This window comes from Mycobacterium dioxanotrophicus (genome assembly GCF_002157835.1).
Lineage (GTDB): Bacteria > Actinomycetota > Actinomycetes > Mycobacteriales > Mycobacteriaceae > Mycobacterium > Mycobacterium dioxanotrophicus.
This window is the reverse complement of record NZ_CP020809.1, coordinates 7,392,941-7,409,654: the sequence shown is the minus strand read 5'-3', so window position 1 is coordinate 7,409,654 and position 16,714 is coordinate 7,392,941. Positions and strand designations below refer to the sequence as shown.

Annotated in this window: 18 protein-coding genes; 10 read left to right on the top strand and 8 right to left on the bottom strand. The window is 65.9% G+C overall.

Translation table 11 applies throughout. From position 1 onward, the window contains the following. Window positions 1-156: 156 nt before the first annotated feature. Window positions 157-1,161, bottom strand: a complete 1,005-nt coding sequence (locus tag BTO20_RS35765) for a magnesium transporter CorA family protein (protein ID WP_087083178.1) — start codon at window positions 1,159-1,161, stop codon at window positions 157-159. A 10-nt stretch (window positions 1,162-1,171) separates the two neighbouring features. Further along, window positions 1,172-1,843 carry a TetR/AcrR family transcriptional regulator gene (locus BTO20_RS35760; RefSeq protein ID WP_087081126.1) on the bottom strand — a complete coding sequence of 224 codons (672 nt, stop codon included), beginning with the start codon at window positions 1,841-1,843 and terminating at the stop codon, window positions 1,172-1,174. Window positions 1,844-1,968: 125 nt separating this feature from the next. On the opposite strand from BTO20_RS35760, the gene BTO20_RS35755 reads away from it, so the two are divergent. Further along, window positions 1,969-3,282, top strand: a complete 1,314-nt coding sequence (locus BTO20_RS35755; protein WP_087081124.1) for a cytochrome P450 — start codon at window positions 1,969-1,971, stop codon at window positions 3,280-3,282. Between the two features lie 6 nt (window positions 3,283-3,288). Here BTO20_RS35755 and BTO20_RS35750 read toward each other — a convergent pair whose 3' ends face one another. Then, the gene (locus BTO20_RS35750; protein WP_087083176.1) at window positions 3,289-3,738 is read right to left on the bottom strand and encodes a hypothetical protein; all 450 of its coding nucleotides are present in this window, start codon (window positions 3,736-3,738) and stop codon (window positions 3,289-3,291) included. A gap of 216 nt (window positions 3,739-3,954) precedes the next feature. Here BTO20_RS35750 and BTO20_RS35745 point away from each other — a divergent pair, with 216 nt between their 5' ends. The 7 genes from BTO20_RS35745 to BTO20_RS35715 all read left to right on the top strand — a co-directional run bounded on the left by BTO20_RS35745 (window position 3,955) and on the right by BTO20_RS35715 (window position 10,422). Continuing rightward, window positions 3,955-5,175, top strand: a complete 1,221-nt coding sequence (locus tag BTO20_RS35745; RefSeq protein ID WP_087081122.1) for an acyl-CoA dehydrogenase family protein — start codon at window positions 3,955-3,957, stop codon at window positions 5,173-5,175. Next, window positions 5,172-5,951: an SDR family oxidoreductase gene (locus BTO20_RS35740; protein WP_087081120.1), complete on the top strand. Its 780-nt coding sequence runs from the start codon at window positions 5,172-5,174 to the stop codon at window positions 5,949-5,951. The genes BTO20_RS35745 and BTO20_RS35740 overlap by 4 nt, the downstream gene beginning before the upstream one ends. Beyond that, a complete protein-coding gene (locus BTO20_RS35735; protein ID WP_087083174.1) occupies window positions 5,944-6,972 on the top strand; it encodes a phosphotransferase family protein in 1,029 nt (342 codons plus the stop codon). The genes BTO20_RS35740 and BTO20_RS35735 overlap by 8 nt, the downstream gene beginning before the upstream one ends. Before the next feature lie 14 nt (window positions 6,973-6,986). Continuing rightward, window positions 6,987-7,604 (top strand): DUF1345 domain-containing protein, encoded by a 618-nt coding sequence (locus BTO20_RS35730; protein ID WP_198344612.1) that lies wholly within the window; start codon window positions 6,987-6,989, stop codon window positions 7,602-7,604. A gap of 172 nt (window positions 7,605-7,776) precedes the next feature. Beyond that, the gene (locus BTO20_RS35725; RefSeq protein WP_087083172.1) at window positions 7,777-8,622 is read left to right on the top strand and encodes an ABC transporter permease; all 846 of its coding nucleotides are present in this window, start codon (window positions 7,777-7,779) and stop codon (window positions 8,620-8,622) included. Continuing rightward, window positions 8,619-9,653, top strand: coding sequence for a taurine ABC transporter substrate-binding protein (locus BTO20_RS35720; RefSeq protein ID WP_087081116.1), 1,035 nt, complete (start codon window positions 8,619-8,621; stop codon window positions 9,651-9,653). Before BTO20_RS35725 ends, BTO20_RS35720 begins: the two co-directional genes overlap by 4 nt. Continuing rightward, window positions 9,631-10,422, top strand: a complete 792-nt coding sequence (locus BTO20_RS35715; RefSeq protein WP_087081115.1) for an ABC transporter ATP-binding protein — start codon at window positions 9,631-9,633, stop codon at window positions 10,420-10,422. The genes BTO20_RS35720 and BTO20_RS35715 overlap by 23 nt, the downstream gene beginning before the upstream one ends. 69 nt (window positions 10,423-10,491) lie before the next feature. Here BTO20_RS35715 and BTO20_RS35710 read toward each other — a convergent pair whose 3' ends face one another. After that, complete coding sequence (locus BTO20_RS35710) at window positions 10,492-11,358, bottom strand: alpha/beta fold hydrolase (protein WP_087081113.1); 867 nt, start codon at window positions 11,356-11,358, stop codon at window positions 10,492-10,494. 292 nt (window positions 11,359-11,650) lie between these two features. Continuing rightward, window positions 11,651-11,761 (bottom strand): hypothetical protein, encoded by a 111-nt coding sequence (locus BTO20_RS35705; RefSeq protein ID WP_018602834.1) that lies wholly within the window; start codon window positions 11,759-11,761, stop codon window positions 11,651-11,653. Between the two features lie 91 nt (window positions 11,762-11,852). On the opposite strand from BTO20_RS35705, the gene BTO20_RS35700 reads away from it, so the two are divergent. Beyond that, window positions 11,853-12,518 carry a TetR/AcrR family transcriptional regulator gene (locus tag BTO20_RS35700; protein WP_064948799.1) on the top strand — a complete coding sequence of 222 codons (666 nt, stop codon included), beginning with the start codon at window positions 11,853-11,855 and terminating at the stop codon, window positions 12,516-12,518. On the opposite strand, the gene BTO20_RS35695 is transcribed toward BTO20_RS35700, so the two are convergent. Both BTO20_RS35695 and BTO20_RS35690 read right to left on the bottom strand, forming a co-directional pair. Continuing rightward, window positions 12,515-13,333 (bottom strand): class I SAM-dependent methyltransferase, encoded by an 819-nt coding sequence (locus BTO20_RS35695; protein ID WP_087081111.1) that lies wholly within the window; start codon window positions 13,331-13,333, stop codon window positions 12,515-12,517. The genes BTO20_RS35700 and BTO20_RS35695 overlap by 4 nt on opposite strands. After that, on the bottom strand, window positions 13,330-13,803 hold the full coding sequence (locus BTO20_RS35690) for a GbsR/MarR family transcriptional regulator (protein WP_087081109.1): 474 nt from the start codon (window positions 13,801-13,803) through the stop codon (window positions 13,330-13,332). The genes BTO20_RS35695 and BTO20_RS35690 overlap by 4 nt, the downstream gene beginning before the upstream one ends. A 93-nt stretch (window positions 13,804-13,896) precedes the next feature. On the opposite strand from BTO20_RS35690, the gene BTO20_RS35685 reads away from it, so the two are divergent. Next, entirely contained in the window at window positions 13,897-15,609 is a 1,713-nt protein-coding gene (locus BTO20_RS35685) for an acyl-CoA dehydrogenase (RefSeq protein WP_087081107.1), read from the top strand. Here the strand turns inward: BTO20_RS35685 and BTO20_RS35680 are convergent. Further along, a complete protein-coding gene (locus BTO20_RS35680; RefSeq protein ID WP_087081104.1) occupies window positions 15,606-16,697 on the bottom strand; it encodes an alcohol dehydrogenase catalytic domain-containing protein in 1,092 nt (363 codons plus the stop codon). The genes BTO20_RS35685 and BTO20_RS35680 overlap by 4 nt on opposite strands. Window positions 16,698-16,714 lie beyond the last annotated feature (17 nt).

Here is a 16,714-nt window from a genome sequence, read left to right as displayed (position 1 = left end):
GGCATGGATGAGTGTTGCATTTGAGTTCGGCTATCTCGTACGTCCTCCAATGCCCGACGACGCCCTTGGCTTTGGGGCTTACCTTTGACCTGCGGCGTTCAATTTGGTCTGACACCCAATATATATCCCCCAAAAGGGGGACCTGTGAGATAAGTCTCAGAGCCAGTCGCGACGCTTGAACATCACGTACAGCAGGACCACGAGAACGACGATCAGGGTCGAACTGGCGATGAATCCCACGACGGTGTTGATGCCCGGATACACGACGTTCTGGCCGTAAAAACCGGTGATGGCAGTCGGAACCGCAATGATCGCGGCCCAGCCGGTCAGCTTCTTCATCACGGTGTTGAGCCGGGCGTCCTGCAGCGACAGGTTCGTCTCGAAGACGGTGGTGACCATGTCGCGCAGGGATTCCGTCCACTCTGACGCCCGCAGCACGTGGTCGTAGAGGTCGGCGTAGAGCGGGTCGAGCTCGGGCGAGATCTGCGAATCCATGCGGCGATGCTGGATGGTGCTGACCACCTCGCGCATCGGCAGTACGACGCGGCGCAGCTGGACCAGATCCTTGCGCAGCCGGAAGGTGCGTCGCTGTAGCCCGCGTTGCGGGCCGCCGTCGTCGAACAGTTCGTCCTCGAGTGATTCGATGGCGTCGTCGAGTTCCTGGACCGCCTCGAAATGTCCGTCCACCACCACGTCGAGCAGGCCGTGTACGAGTGCGCCGACTCCGTACTGTTGGCCGCCGAGTTCGTCGAAGCGCCGGGAGACCTCGTCGGCGTCGAAATCGGTGGGCTCCGGTTCGGCCGGTGGCAGTCGCACGGTGATGAGCCCGCGGGGCAGTACGAAGGCCGAGATGCGGTGCTTGACCAGTGTGCTGGAGATGTCGTCGGTCGGGATCCTCAGGTGCACCGCGTACACCGTGAAGAACGTATGTGTGTGGTACACGGACGCTTTCGTGCGTTCCATCGGCGCCATGGCGTCCTCGACGGCCCAGATGTTGAGTCCGAGTTCCTCGGCGAGAGCCCGCAGCGTGTCGTGATCGGGATCGTAGATGTCAGCCCAGATCAGGGTGTTCTCGTCTTGCAGACAGTCCGAGATCCCGTCGAATGTGAAACCGTCGACCGGCTGGCCCGCTCGCCAGATCCTCCCCTGCACCCGGGTCATGGCCATCGAGTCAATCACGCTCTGCGGCAGTGACCATCGGCAAAAGATAAGTCCGCACGTACTCACGCGTGTCTTCGAGCGTGGTGAGTTTGATGCTGGAGTGCGGCGTGACGATGAAGGACAACGTGAGTCGGGTGTGCAGTTCGGCAACGGTGCGCAGGTGGCGTTCCTGGGCTTCGGTGGTCTCGGCCGTCCCGTACAGGTCGGTGCGTAGCTGGGCGGCGGAGTGCTCGGTGGCGAAATCGATGATGGCGCCGGCGTCGACGGTCAGGCTCGGCAGGATGGTCTCGGGCTCGGTGCGCAACAGCTTCTTGAGGAGAGCGTGCTCACGCAGGAACGTCACGGTGAACACAGTGTCGAAGACCATGCGGTCCTCCAAGCTCTCGGCCTGCGCACGAGCTCTGTCGCTGCCTTCGAGATAGCGGCGCGCCTCGGCGAGTACCAGGGCGTCGATCAGCGCATCCTTGGTGGGGAAGCGTCGGTACAGTGTCGCGCGGCCAACACCGCTGCGGCGTGCCACGTCTTCCATGGTGGTGCGCCGGATGCCCACCAGCTCAGCCTGTTCCAGCGCTGCAGCCAGGATGCGGGTGCTGATCGCGTCCGGTTCGCGGACCAGGGTCAGCACCGCGGGGTCGGGCCGGGCGAGCCGTCGCACGAAGTCGGCTGTTCGCGTCGTTGTCACGCAACTCCTCCTTGCCTGCGGATGCCCGTCGTCGTAGCGTAGTCATCGACACAAGCGAGACGATGAGCGTCTATTTGTCTCTCCGTCTCATTCTAGGGATCGATCACGGCTCGGGGAGGGTGTTGATGGACATCGGACTGTGGGCGCGATGGGTGGCACTGCACGCGGTGCCGAGGACGTTCATGAGATTTCAGGCGGTGCGGGGAAATCCCGTGGCCGGGCTGATCGCCAATCATGGGCGTGGCCTCGATCCATATCCGCTGATGGAGGAGATCCGGGCGCGCGGGCCGCTCATCCGCACGCCCTTCGCATGGGCCAGTGCCGACCACTCGGTGTGCCGAGAAATACTGCGGGACAAACGGTTCGGCGTCACGCCGCCGACGGGTATGGAGCTGCCCGCACCCCTGCGGGCACTGCTGGCGCGCACCGACCCCGGGGTCGCGAACCCGGTCGAGCCGCCTGCGATGGTGATCGTCGATCCGCCCGACCACACGCGTTACCGCCAACTGGTCGCGCAGAGCTTCACGCCGCGGGCCATCGACACCCTCGACACCCGCGTGGCCGAGGTGACGCGCGAGCTGATCGACCGACTCGCCGCCAGCCCGGAGCCGGACCTGATCGCCGACTTCGCCTCGGCGCTACCCGTCGCGATGATCGCTCAGATCCTCGGCCTGCCCGAGGACACCCATGCGCGGCTGTTGCAGTGGGGGCACCACGGAGCGCCGTTGCTGGACATCGGGATTCGCTGGCGGACCTATCGCCAGGCCATCGACGGGCTACGCGGCATCGACGGCTATCTCACCGAGCACTTCCGTCGGGTGCGGACCGGTGTCCCCGACGACAACCCGTTCAGCCGCATGGCGGCCGACAACACCCTCACCGAACGCGAACTCACCGCCAACGCAGCACTTCTCATCGGCGCCGGGTTCGAGACCACGGTGAATCTCATCGGCAACGGCATCGTCCTGCTGCTGCAGCACCCCGATCAGCTGCAGCGACTGCGTGACCAACCCGATCTGTGGCCCGCAGCGGTAGAGGAGATCCTCCGCATCGACAGCCCGGTCCAGATGACCGCCCGCACCGCGCGATGCGACATCGACCTTGCAGGACAACGCATTCGGGCCGGTGACATGGTCGCGGTGTTGCTCGGTGGCGCGAACCGCGATCCGAGGGTGTTCCCCGCTCCGGCGGTCTTCGACGTCACTCGACGCAATGCCCGCGACCACCTCGCGTTCGCCTCGGGTATCCACGCGTGCCTGGGCGCCGCCCTGGCCCGCATCGAAGGCACCACGGCGTTGCGCGCGCTGTTCGAGTCCTATCCCGATCTACGGCTGACCGAGCGCCCGAAGCGGCGAGATCTGGTCAACCTCCACGGATTCGAGCGGCTGCCCGCCCAATTGGGCTGCAGGCGAACGGAGGCCGTCGGGTTGACGGGGTGAGTGCCGTCAGATCCGGTCGAAGATGCTGTTGACGATGTCGTCGCCGATGCCGAAACCGGCTCCGTTGACGATCGCCTGACCGAACCGACCGCCCAGGAAGTGCTGCAGTGCCCCACCCTGTTGGGGTTGGTACTGCGGCGCGTACTGCGGCTGGTAGGCCTGCTGGGCCGGGTACTGCGGCTGCTGGTACTGCGGTTCGGGCTGCTGATACACCGGGGCCTGCACGTGGTTGTCCACCAGCGCATGGATGGCGGTCAACAGCTGGGTGGTGGAGCTCTCCTCGTCGCGGATCGCCAGCGCGATCTCCTTGAGGTCGAGCGCCCACTCCCGAGCGTTGGCGTCGCCGGCGGCAGCCGCAGTCGACAGCTTGCCCGCCAGCGCCTGCAGCAACGCCGAAGTCTGCTGAGCCTGTTGCTGCAGCGCGGCGTACTGGCTGTCTACTGTCGCAGTATCCATGCGCACATCTTTACCGGCCGGTGCTGTGATCCAGCTGGAAGTTTGCTGCGATGCTGCGGGCGGCGTGGGCGCGGCGCCGACCAACGGGATCATGGTGGTTCGTGGCCATGTCGGCCGGCCCGCAACGAAATCGAGCAATCGGGTAGTGCCCGGCCGGTTCGGCCCCAACATGGGTGGCAAGAGTGCGGTCAGTTCAAACCAATCAGAGGTGTAATCATGCCTATGTTCGATATGTCCGAGCGCGCGCAGCAGTACCAAACCCAGTTGCTCGACTTCATAGATTCGCAGGTCTATCCCGCCGAAGCGGTCTACGACGAGCAGATGCGGGCGGCGGGTGATCCACACTTTCATCCGCCGGTGTTGGAGGAGCTCAAGGCCGAGGCGCGACGGCGGGGGTTGTGGAACCTGTTTCATCCTCATCCGGAGTGGGGGCCGGGTCTGTCCAATCTGGAGTACGCGCCGCTGGCCGAGATCATGGGCCGCAGCCACCTCGCCTCCGAAGCGTGTAACTGCAGTGCGCCGGACACCGGCAACATGGAAGTGCTCACGTTGTTCGGCACCGACGAGCACAAGGAGCGTTACCTCAAGCCGTTGCTCGATGGCACCATCCGGTCGGCATTCGCGATGACCGAGCCGCAGGTGGCCAGCTCGGATGCCACCAATGTCGAGATGTCCATGGTCCGCGACGGGGACGACTATGTGCTGAACGGTCGAAAGTGGTTTGCCTCCAACGGGATGCACCGCAATTGCAAGGTGCTGATCGTGATGGGCAAGACCGATCCGAGCGCTGCGGTGCATCGCCAGCAGTCGATGATGGTGGTGCCCATCGACGCGCCGGGCATCACCGTGATCCGGAACCTGCCGGTCTTCGGCTACCAGGACCGTGAGGGGCACGCCGAGATCGTGTTCAACGACGTTCGGGTGCCCGCCTCCGATGTGCTCAAAGGTGAAGGGGAGGGCTTCGCCATCAGCCAAGCCCGTCTCGGACCGGGCCGGATCCACCACTGCATGCGGTCCATCGGTATGGCCGAGCGTGCGCTGGAATTGATGTGCAGGCGCGCGCAGTCGCGGGTCACGTTCGGCAAGCCGCTCAGTGAGAACGCCAACATTCAGGACTGGATCGCCGAGGCACGCATCGACATCGAGATGATCCGGCTGCTCACGCTCAAGGCGGCCTACCTGATGGACACCGTCGGTAACAAGGCTGCCCGCACGGAGATCGCGGCGATCAAGGTGGCCGCGCCCAACATCGCGTTGAAGATCATCGACCGGGCCATCCAGGTGCACGGTGGCGGTGGGGTCACCGACGACTTCCCGCTGGCGATGGCCTGGGCTCATCTGCGGACGCTGCGACTGGCCGACGGTCCCGACGAGGTGCACAAGCGGGCCATCGCCAAACAGGAACTGCGCAAGTACCGGAATGAGGCATCGGCATGAGCGGACTCGATCTCACTGGACGCACCGCGATCATCACCGGCGCCTCTCGCGGTATCGGTCTGGCTGCGGCACAGGCGATTGCGGCAGCCGGTGGCAACGTCGTGGTGACGTCGCGGCGTCAGGATTCCGCCGATGCTGCGGCGGCGGAAGTGGGCGCCAATGCTGTGGGCGTCGCGGCTCATGCCGTCGACGAGCAGGCCGCGCAGCGGTGCGTCGATCTGACCCTGGACCGATTCGGCAGCATCGACATCCTGGTCAACAACGCCGGCACCAATCCGTCCTTCGGTCCGCTGATCGACCAGGACCATGCCCGGTTCGTCAAGACCTTCGAGGTCAACCTGTGGGCACCGATCCTGTGGACCTCGCTGGTCACTCGAGCGTGGATGGGTGAGCATGGTGGTGCGGTGGTCAATACGGCGTCGATCGGCGGTATGGGATTCGAGCCGAACCTGGGTCTGTACAACGCGTCGAAGGCGGCGCTGATTCACCTCACCGGGCAGCTCGCGCTGGAGCTTTCGCCCACGGTGCGGGTCAACGCGGTGGCCCCGGGCGTGGTGCGCACCAAGCTGGCCCAAGCGCTGTGGAAAGAGTATGAGGGCCAGTTGAATCTGATGACGGCACTGGGACGCATCGGTGAACCGGAGGATGTCGGTGCAGCGATTGCGTTTCTGGTGTCCGATGCGGCGAGTTGGGTGACCGGGGAGACGTTCGTCATCGACGGTGGTCAGCGCCTCGGTGACGCCGCGCCGTTCCGGCGGCAGGGCAACCATGGTTGAGGGGAGCGAGGCGGTGGACGTCGCGGCCGTGCAACAGTGGCTCAGCACCCTCGGCGTGGAATACGTACCGCCGCTGCGGTTTGGGCGGATCGGCCTGGGGCAGTCGAACCTCACCTACCGCGTCACCGACGACGCCGGGCACTCCTGGGTGCTGCGCCGCCCGCCCCTGGGGCATCTGCTGGCCTCCGCCCACGACGTCGAGCGGGAGGCGAGGATCATCTCGGCATTGGCGGACACCGATGTACCCGCACCCCGAATCCTCGGTGTGACCACGGTTTCCGAGGTGCCACTGGTGTTGATGGAGTTCGTCGACGGACTCGTCGTCGACACCATGGAGGTTGCCGGTGCACTGACCCCGCAGCAGCGCCGGCGGATCGCGCTGTCACTACCGCGCGCCCTGGCCAAGATTCACGCCGTTGATCTCAACCGGACCGGGCTCGTGGATCTCGCCAGCCACAAGCCGTACGCGCAGCGTCAGCTCAAGCGGTGGGCCGGGCAGTGGGAGCTCTCCAAGACCCGCGACCTGCCCGAACTGGACCGGCTCACGCGTCGTCTGGCCGCCGCGGCGCCCGAACAGCGCGAGATCAGCCTCGTGCATGGTGACTTTCACCTGCGTAACCTGATCACCGCCGAGGATTCCGGCGAGGTGGTGGCGGTGCTGGACTGGGAGCTCTCCACGCTGGGTGATCCGCTCGCCGACATGGGCAGCCTGCTCACCTACTGGCCCGAGCCCGGTGAGAGCACCGGCGGGGACTTCGCGCCGTCCACCCTGGAGGGGTTTCCCGATCGCGCCGAGATGGCCCAGCTCTATCTAGCCGAAACGGGCCGTGACCCGGCCGCGCTGCACTACTGGCACGTGCTCGGGCTGTGGAAGCTGGCCATCATCGCCGAGGGCGTCATGCGCCGGGCCCTGGACGAACCGCAGAACAAGGCCGCCGCAGGCACACCGACCGTTGCCCGGATCGATGCGCTGGTCGAGAAAGCCTGCGAACTCGCCGATGAAGCCGGCATTTCCCGATGAGCGATCGATCGTCGATATCAGGAGCCACCAGGTTCTGGATCAGCCTGGGCACCGGCCTGGTCGTCGGGGCAGCGGCCGGCGCCGCGTCAGGGCGCTGGCCGGTCGGTCTGCTGACGGTCGTCATCGTCACGGCAGGGCTCAGCGTGGTGTGGGCGTTGACCGTGCTGTGGCCCATGGACTCCGACCAGACGCGTGAGCATGCCAGTGACGCCGACGTTCACGGCGATGTCGGGGATCTCGTGCTGGTGCTCATCCTCGCCGCGAGTCTGACCTCGATCGGCATCCTGCTGGCCTCCGCCAACGACGCCGACAAGGCCAAATATGCCGGTATGTCGCTGGTGGCGATCCTGACGGTGTGGGCGCTGTTGCACACGATGTACGCCGCGCGCTACGCCCGGATCTATTACCAGGGCGAGGTGCGGGACATCGACTTCAATTCCGATGCGCCACCACGCTATGTCGATTTCTACTACTTCTCGTTCAACCTCGGCATGACCTATCAGGTGTCCGATACCGATGTCACCACCTCGCATCTGCGTGGCGAGGTGCTCAAACACTGCTTGTTCAGCTATATCTACGGCACCGTGATCATCGCGTGCACCATCAATCTCGTGATCAATCTCGTCGGGTAGTCGTCGCCGCCGCGGCAGTAAAACTCGCCGTGAGCAGAGATCTTCTCGCGGGCGCACCAGCCCGGTACCAATACTGTTCGTGAACCTGACACCGCCGCGACGCTGCTGCCTGCGCGCCTCGTAAGCCTTTCCACCCCACAGAAAGTCAAGGTGCGTGTCCGTCGTAACGAGTATTTCCCCAGCCGAGTCCGCCGCCGGCGCACCAACCATCGTTGCCCCGCCGTCACCGTGGCGGGCCCGGTTGACCAAGCTCGCCCTGCCGTTGGCGTCGGTGGTGGTGTTCCTCGCCGTATGGCAGGTGGTGGCCTGGGCGGGCATCTGGAATCAGACGTTCGTGCCGTACCCGAGCACGGTGTGGCGGGCGTTCATCGATGTCTCCACCACGCATGACGGCACCCGTGGTTACGCGGGATACCTGCTGATCGAGCACCTGTACATGACGCTGCGCCGGGTGTTGGCCGGTGTGGTGATCGGTGTGGGTGTCGGCGTCGCGCTGGGCCTGGTGATGGGTTCGGTGGGCTGGCTGCGCAGCGTGCTCGAACCATGGCTGACCTTCCTACGCGCGTTGCCGCCACTGGCCTACTTCTTCCTGCTCGTCATCTGGTTGGGCATCGACGAGGCACCGAAGATCACCTTGCTGGCACTCGCCGCCCTACCGCCCGCGGCCGTGGCCACCACCGCTGCCGTGCTCGCCGCCCCGGTCGGGCTGCAGGAGGCCGCCCGCGCTCTGGGGGCGTCGCGGGCCCAGGTGATCCGTGACGTCGTGGTGCCTGCCGCACTGCCCGAGACATTCACCGGCATCCGGCTGGCCGTCGGTATGGCCTACTCGTCGGTGGTCGCCGCCGAGTTGTTCAACGGCATCCCCGGTATCGGCGGATTGGTCAAGGACGCAAGCAATTACAACAACACACCGGTGGTTCTCGTCGGCATCTTCGCCATCGGGATCTCGGGCCTGGTGATCGACGGAGCGCTGCGTGCCGCCGAGCGGCGGGCGGTCCCCTGGAGAGGAAAGATATGAGAATCGGCAGACTTGCCGCACTGGCCGTGGCGACAGCGCTCACCCTGGCCGGCTGCGCCGTCGACCACTCCGGCCAGGACGCCGCGAAACCGACCATTCGTGTTGGGTACCAGTCGTTCCCGAGCGGTGACCTGGTCGTCAAGAACAACAAGTGGCTGGAACAGGCGCTGCCCGGCTACAACATCAAGTGGACGAAATTCGATTCCGGAGCCGACGTCAACACCGCGTTCATCGCCAAGGAACTCGACTTCGGCTCCATCGGTTCGAGTCCGGTGGCGCGCGGACTGTCGGCGCCGTTGAACATCCCGTACAAAGTGGCATTCGTTCTCGACGTCGCGGGCGACAACGAGGCGCTGGTGGCGCGTAACGGCACCGGCATCAACACGATCGCCGATCTGCGGGGCAAGCGCGTCGCCACCCCGTACGCATCCACCGCGCACTACAGTCTGCTCGCCGCGCTGGCTCAGAACGGCTTGTCGCCCAACGACGTTCAGCTGATCGATCTGCAGCCCCAGGCCATTCTGGCGGCCTGGGACCGCGGTGACATCGCCGCCGCCTACACGTGGCTGCCCACGCTGGATCAGTTGCGCAAGACCGGCAAGGACCTGATCACCAGCCGTCAGCTGGCCAAGGACGGCAAGCCGACGCTGGACCTCTCCGCGGTGTCCGACGAGTTCGCGGCCGCGCATCCCGACGTGGTCGACGTGTGGCGGCAGCAGGAAGCCCGCGCGCTCAACCTCATCAAGGACGATCCGGGTGCCGCCGCCAAGGCCATCGCCGCCGAGGTGGGGCTGAGCCCTGACGACGTCGCGGGGCAGCTCAAACAGGGCGTGTATCTGACGCCCGAGCAGGTCGCGTCGCCGGAATGGCTTGGTACCGAAGGAAAGCCGGGCAACGTCGCGGTGAACCTGCAGAGCGCCTCGCAGTTCCTGGCTGACCAGAAACAGATCCCGGCGCCTTCGCCGTTGGCGGCATTCCAGGGCGCCATCTACACGAAAGGACTCCCCGGTGTCCTCACCAAACAGCAATGACGCCAAGGGCAGTCTGCGCATCAGCAACGTGGCCCACCGTTACGGTCGGGGCGCCGACAAGGTCACCGCGTTGGGGCCGGTCGACCTCGATGTCGAACCGGGCGCCTTCCTGGTGCTGGTGGGCGCCTCGGGCTGCGGCAAGAGCACCCTGCTGCGGCTGATCGCGGGGTTCGAAACCCCGTCGGAGGGCGAGGTGCAGGTGGCCGGAACCCGGCCGACTCCCGGGGTGAGCTCCGGTGTGGTGTTCCAGCAGCCGAGGTTGTTTCCGTGGCGCACCGTCGGAGGCAACATCGACCTCGCGCTCAAGTACGCCAAGGTTCCGCGTGAGCGCCGGGCCGACCGGCGTGAGCAACTGCTGGAGCGAGTCGGCTTGGAAGGCACCGGAAACCGCAAGATCTGGGAGATCAGCGGCGGCCAGCAGCAGCGGGTGGCGATCGCCCGGGCATTGGCGGCCGAGACCCCGCTGTTCCTCCTCGACGAGCCGTTCGCGGCACTCGACGCGCTGACCCGCGAACGGTTGCAGGACGACGTGCGTCAGGTGAGCGCGGAGTCGGGCCGCACCACGGTGTTCGTCACGCACAGCGCCGACGAAGCGGCGTTCCTGGGCTCACGCATCGTGGTTTTGACGCGGCGGCCGGGCAAGGTGGCGCTGGACCTGCCGGTTGAACTGCCGCGCACCGGGGTGTCCGCCGACGAACTGCGGCGTTCCCCTGAGTATCTGAAGTTGCGTACCGAGGTCGGCGACGCCGTGAAGGCAGCCGCGGCATAGCTGCCCCGCCGAATTCGACGGTAATGTCGTAAATCCGCGTGGGCAGCGACACTTTCGTGGAAGTCGAGGCTAGGCGATCCGGGTCAGAAAGGCGTTGATCAACTCGGCCACATCGTCGTTGGCGGTCTCCAGCAGGAAGTGTCCGCCGTCGAGGACGTGGATCTCGGCGTCGACCGCGTCTTTGCCGAACGCGCGGGCACCGTCGGGCCCGAAGATCGGATCACCGCCGCCCCACACCGCCAGCACCGGCACGGCGCTCGTCCGCAGGTATTCGTGCAGTGCCGGGTACAGCGGAGCGTTGGTCGCGTAGTCGCGGAACAGCTGCAGTTGAACCGCGTCGTTGCCGGGGCGGGCCAGTTGTGCTGCGTCGTGCACCCAGGTGTCCGGGTCGACCAGGCTTTCATCCGAAACACCGGTCAGGTACTGCCATTTGATGCCCTCGACGTCCAGTGCGGTGCGCACGGCGGCCTCGGTCTCGGGTGTCTGCTCACGCTGGTAGTCCCACACCGTGGTCCAGAAACTCTCCACGAATCCCGCGTCGTAGCCGTTGCCGTTCTGCGTGACGATCGCGGTGATGGCCTGCGGCTGCCGCAGGGCCAGGCGCCAGCCGATGGGTGCGCCGTAGTCCTGAACGTAGATCGCGTAGCGGGTGAGGCCCAGCTGCTGCAGGAGGCCTTCGGTGAGGTCGGTGAGCGCGTCGAATGTGTAGGTGAATTCATCGACGGTAGGGGCGTCGGAGTGGCCGAAGCCGAGATGGTCCGGTGCGATCACGTGGTAGCGCTCGGCGAGCTGGGGGATGAGGTTGCGGAACATGTACGAGCTGGTGGGGAAGCCGTGCAGCAGCACGATCGCGGGGGCATCGGGAGAGCCCGCCTCGCGGTAGAACAGCCGGCGGCCGTCGACGGTGGCGTAACGGTGGTGGATACGAACCGACATGTCTAACTCCCTATAACTATTTATATGGTTAGTTCAGTGAACGCCCAAACGGACTAACCTGTCAATAGGGTATTGATAGTTAGAAATGAACAGGCTGGAAAAAGCCCGGTACGGCGGACCGGGTTTAGGCCCGCTCAGGCGGTGGCGAGAGGTGTGGATACGGCGAGCATCAGAAGCCCGGGGTGGTCACGGGCGTGTGCCGGTCAAGAGTGCCGGCTGTGGCCGAGAACTGCAGAAACGAGATGGGGGCGCGTCCTCGTGACGGGACGCGCCCAAGACGTCAGGGTGGCGATTACACCGGGGGATACGCCGGGGGCGGGTACACACCGCGCAGGCCCCACGGAACCCAGTTGAAGAAGTATTCGATCTCGTCACTGGCGTCGTAGTCCGGATTCGGATCCATGCGCGAAGTCTAGACCGGTTGGCTCCGCGCGGACCAGGCATTGCCTACACTGTTCAACCAACGAGTTGATAGGTGAAGTACGGAGATTCCTATGGCATCCGATCCAGAGGCCGGGCGAGGCCGCGGTGCCGCGTCCACGAACGGTACATCGCGGCGCGACGAACTGCTCACCGTGGCCGCCAAACTGTTCGCCGCGCGCGGCTACCACGGCACCCGGATGGATGACGTGGCCGAGGCCGTCGGGCTGAACAAGGCCACGGTCTACCACTACTACGCCAGCAAGTCGCTGATCCTCTACGACCTCTACAAGAGCACCGCGGACTTCACCGTCGAGGCCCTGCACGACGATCCGAGCGCCTCGGCCCGCGAGACCATCTACAACTTCACTCGTCGGCTTCTGGTCGGCATCGCCAACGACCTGGAGAAGGCGGCGGTGTACTTCCAGGAGGGGCCCTATATCACCGAGTGGTTCACCGAGGAGCAGGTCGCCTACATCCGGCACGCCGAGGCGCAGGTCTACGAGCATGTACGCGACGTCATCGACCGTGGCATCGCCAGCGGCGAGTTCTACGACTGTGACTCGCACGTGCTGGCGCTGGGCTACATCGGCATGACCCTGGGCGCTTACCGCTGGCTGCGGCCGCACGGCAGGCGCTCGGCGCAGGAGATCGCCGTGGAGTTCAGCACCGCCCTGCTGCGCGGGCTGATCCGCGACGAGACCGTCCGCAACGAATCACCGTTGGGTGTCGAGGTCTAGAACCGGAACTGGTTCAGCACGTCGTAGCGGCCCGCGAGGGTGGCGTTGAAGAAACCCAGCAGCAGCCGTTGTGGGGCGAGCGGAATCGTGCGGTAGTTCGCGTACGCCGGAACCCGGTCGATGAGCCGCAGCCGCGGAATCCAGCGTTCGACCGCACTCATGTCGCTGATGCCCCACTTGACCATGCCGTTGCTGAACAGTCGGGACAGCTTGGGGCCGATCGGGGCGATGGTGTCGAAGTCGATTTCGCCGTGCTCGAAGCGGTCGGTCAGGCGCTGCAGCAGCTCCCGCACGTCCCTTTCATCCAGGTACATCAACAGCCCTTCGGCCACGATCAACGTGGGACGGCCGGTGGGAACCTCGTCGAGCCAGCCGGCATCGGTCACCGATGATCCGATCATGCGATACCCCGGCCCATCGTCGTAGAGCTTGCGCCGAAGCTCGACCACGCCGGGCTGGTCCACGTCGAACCAGTCGACGGTTTCGGGGCGCCGCACGCGGAAGGCGCGGGTGTCCAGCCCGCACCCGAGGTGCAGCACGACGGCGTCGGGGTGGCGGGTCAGGAAGGGATTGGTCCAGTCGTCGAGTTGTTTGGCGCGCAGCCCGACCAGGAACTGGTTGGCCCACGGCTGTGAGGCCCGGTGCATGCGCTTGAAGTCGTAGTCGATGCGGTCGACGGCTTCGGCGGCCGCGTGATCGCCGAGAACTGGTTGCGCCAACCGGCTTTCGCACGCCCGCAGATACAGCGTGCACAGGTTCGTCCATTCCACCGATCCCCAGCGCACCGCGCTGAAGTCCACCTTGTTGGTCGTCATGACCCCCTCCTTTGTGATTGCCGGTAGTCGGCCCAGAGCCGGAGCATCTCGTCGTGGTACGCCTGGCTGGAGAACTCGCAGAAGTGCTTGAAATCCTCGAGCCGTTCGCGTTGGTCGGGGCGGTCCCCGTCGAGGATCGCCAGCCCGAAGTCGGCGGCCTCGATGCCGAGCTTCATTCGGGACAGCTGCACGCTGAGCACACTGGTGAAACCCCCGGGCCGCACGCGGTAGCGGTGTTGGCGACTCGCGCTGGGCAGCCGCTCGATCAACCCGCCCTCCTGCAGCTGGCGCGCGACGGTGCTCACCGAGGCCTTGCTGACCGAGAGCGTGTCGGCCAGCGCGGTCAGCGACTGCTCCGGCGGGTCGGCGATCATCAACCAGCCGTAGACCCGGCCCATCGTGCGTGAGCCACCGAGCAGCTCCATGAACAGCCCGATGCGGTCGACGAATTCCGACTCTTCCGGCGTCAACGTCCCTCCAGATAGTTCGTTCAGTACAAACTAAACGAACTATACGTCGGGTCGCGCGGTGGTCGTCAAGAGTCGAAGCCCAGACTGGTCGACATGAAGTCGACCATCATGTCGCGCCGGGATCTGGACTTCCTGCTCTACGAATGGCTGCATGTCGAGGAGCTCACCGCGCTGGACCGCTTCGCCGAGCATTCGCGCGAGACCTTCGACGGCGTGCTCGAGTTGTCGGAGCAACTCGCGACCCGCTACTTCGCTCCGCACAACAAGCTCTCCGACGCCAACGAGCCGAGTTTCGACGGGCAGACCGTCACGCTGATCCCCGAGGTGAAAGCGGCGTGGGACGCGTTCGCGGCGGCCGACCTGCTGGCGATGGGCATGGACGCCGAACTCGGCGGTGCGCAGTTGCCGGCCGTCGTGGCGCAGGCCGCATTCGCCTGGATCGCCGCGGCCAACGTGTCGACCTCGGGATACCTGATGCTGACCATCGCGAACGCCAACCTGCTGGCCCGGTTCGGCTCGGCCGAGCAGATCGAGAACTTCGTCAAACCGATGCTCGCAGGCCGCTTTTCGGGAACGATGGCACTCTCGGAAACGCAAGCCGGGTCATCGCTGGCCGACATCACCACCCGTGCCGAGCCCGTCGACGACGGCAGCTACCGGTTGTACGGCTCCAAGATGTGGATCTCGGGTGCCGAGCACGAGCTCACCGACAACATCGTCAACCTGGTGCTGGCGAAGATCCCCGGCGGCCCCACCGGTACCAAGGGCATCTCGCTGTTCATCGTGCCGAAGTATCTCGCCGACGGCGCCCGCAACGGCGTGGCCATCTCCGGGCTGAATCACAAGATGGGACAACGGGGTATCACCAACACCGTGCTCAACTTGGACGGCGCCGTCGGCTATCTCGTCGGCGAACCGCACCGCGGCATCGTCTACATGTTCCACATGATGAACGAGGCCCGGCTCGGCGTCGGCATGGGTGCGGTGGCGTTGGGCTACACGGGGTACCTCAAATCGGTGCAGTATGCCCGGGAGCGGCCCCAGGGCCGTCCGCTGGGCGTCAAGGATCCGACGACGCCGCAGGTGCCGATCATCGAGCATCCCGACGTCAAGCGAATGCTGTTGGCGCAGAAGGCCTATGTCGAAGGAGGCCTGGCGCTCGGCCTGTACTGCGCCAAGCTGGTCGATACCGGGGACACCGCTCTGCTCGACATCCTGACCCCGGTGGCCAAGAGCTGGCCGTCGCAGTGGTGTCTGGAGGCCAACAGCCTGGCGATCCAGGTGCACGGCGGCTACGGCTACACCCGCGAGTACGACGTGGAACAGCACTACCGGGACAACCGGCTGAACCCGATCCACGAGGGCACGAACGGTATCCAGAGCCTGGATCTCTTGGGCCGCAAGGTCACTCAGAACGGCGGGGCCAGCTTGATGGCGCTGGGGGAGCGCATCGCCGTCACGGTCAAGAAGGCCCGTGACGGCGCGGAGGCCGGCTTGGCCGATCAGCTCGACGCTGCCTGGCAGCGCTTGGTCGCGGTGACAGCCGGAATGTTCGCCGCGGGCGACGTCGAAGCCGCGATGGCCAACAGCGCCGTGTATCTGGAAGCCTTCGGGCACATCGTCGTGGCATGGATCTGGTTGGAACAGCTCCTGGTCGCCGACGGGCACGACGGAGATTTCTACGACGGCAAACGGCAGGCCGCCCGCTACTTCTTCCGTTACGAACTGCCAAGGACCGCACCGCAGTTGGATCTCCTGGAGAGCCTGGACCGCACCACCCTGGACATGCGCGACAGCTGGTTCTAATCGAACCTGATGATCTGACGCACCGCGGTGCCGTCGGCCAGAGCGTCCATCCCGGCGTTGATCGCGTCGAGCGGGATGGTCGCCGACACCAGTTGCTCGACGGGCAGGCGCCCGGCCCGCCACAGTTCGACGAAGCGCGGGATGTCGCGGGCCGGAACCGCCGAACCGAGGTAGCTGCCGATGAGTGAGCGTCCTTCGGCGACGAAACCCAGTGGGGACACCGAGATCCGGGCGTCGGGCCGTGGCAGGCCGACGGTGATGGTGCGTCCGCCCGGACCCGTCAGCCCGATCGCGGTCTCCAGTGCGGCCGGATGTCCGGCCGCCTCGATCACGACCGTGGCCAACACGTCGGCGGCCTGCTCGGGTGTGTAGGTCTCGTGTACGCCCAGTGCTCGGGCCCGGTCGAGTTTGTCGGTCACCTGATCGACACCGATGACGCGGACGCCGTCGTGGGCCAGCGCGGTGAGTGCCGCCGCCATCCCCACCCCGCCCAACCCGACGACGATGACCGTCTGGCCGGCCTGCGGTTTGCCCACATTGAGGACGGCCCCGCCGCCGGTGAGAACCGCGCAACCCAACAGGGACGCGACGACCGGTGGGACGTCGGCAGGCACCGGCACCACCGAGCGGCGATCCACCACGGCGTACGTGGCGAACCCGGACACCCCGAGGTGGTGGAACACCGGCTCGCCGTCACGGGTGAGCCGGATACTGCCGTCCATCAAGGTGCCCGCGCCGTTGGCGGCGCTGCCCGGACCGCAGGGGGTCAACCCGTCGGTCGCGCACGCCGGGCAACTGCCACAGCGGGGCAGGAACGTCATCACCACGCGCTGCCCGATGGGCAGATCGGTGTCGCCGGCCTCGACGATGCCGGCGGCTTCGTGCCCCAGCAGCATCGGCACGGGCCGCACCCGGTTGCCGTCCACCACCGAAAGGTCCGAATGACACAGGCCCGCGGCCTCGATACGGACCAGCAGCTCGCCAGGGCCCGGCCCGGCGAGGTCGAGGTCGGACACGGTCAGCGGCCCGGACTGGGCGTACGGGCGGGGCAGGCCGATGTGGTCGAGGACGGCTCCACGGATCTTCATGACCGACAGCCTGCCGT

Coding starts and splice junctions, on each gene's coding strand:
- BTO20_RS35765 (WP_087083178.1), bottom strand. CDS start 1,161: ATGACCCGGGTGCAGGGGAGGATCTGGCGAGCGGGCCAGCCGGTCGAC.
- BTO20_RS35755 (WP_087081124.1), top strand. CDS start 1,969: ATGGACATCGGACTGTGGGCGCGATGGGTGGCACTGCACGCGGTGCCG.
- BTO20_RS35750 (WP_087083176.1), bottom strand. CDS start 3,738: ATGGATACTGCGACAGTAGACAGCCAGTACGCCGCGCTGCAGCAACAG.
- BTO20_RS35745 (WP_087081122.1), top strand. CDS start 3,955: ATGCCTATGTTCGATATGTCCGAGCGCGCGCAGCAGTACCAAACCCAG.
- BTO20_RS35740 (WP_087081120.1), top strand. CDS start 5,172: ATGAGCGGACTCGATCTCACTGGACGCACCGCGATCATCACCGGCGCC.
- BTO20_RS35735 (WP_087083174.1), top strand. CDS start 5,944: ATGGTTGAGGGGAGCGAGGCGGTGGACGTCGCGGCCGTGCAACAGTGG.
- BTO20_RS35720 (WP_087081116.1), top strand. CDS start 8,619: ATGAGAATCGGCAGACTTGCCGCACTGGCCGTGGCGACAGCGCTCACC.
- BTO20_RS35710 (WP_087081113.1), bottom strand. CDS start 11,358: ATGTCGGTTCGTATCCACCACCGTTACGCCACCGTCGACGGCCGCCGG.
- BTO20_RS35705 (WP_018602834.1), bottom strand. CDS start 11,761: ATGGATCCGAATCCGGACTACGACGCCAGTGACGAGATCGAATACTTC.
- BTO20_RS35700 (WP_064948799.1), top strand. CDS start 11,853: ATGGCATCCGATCCAGAGGCCGGGCGAGGCCGCGGTGCCGCGTCCACG.
- BTO20_RS35695 (WP_087081111.1), bottom strand. CDS start 13,333: ATGACGACCAACAAGGTGGACTTCAGCGCGGTGCGCTGGGGATCGGTG.
- BTO20_RS35685 (WP_087081107.1), top strand. CDS start 13,897: ATGAAGTCGACCATCATGTCGCGCCGGGATCTGGACTTCCTGCTCTAC.
- BTO20_RS35680 (WP_087081104.1), bottom strand. CDS start 16,697: ATGAAGATCCGTGGAGCCGTCCTCGACCACATCGGCCTGCCCCGCCCG.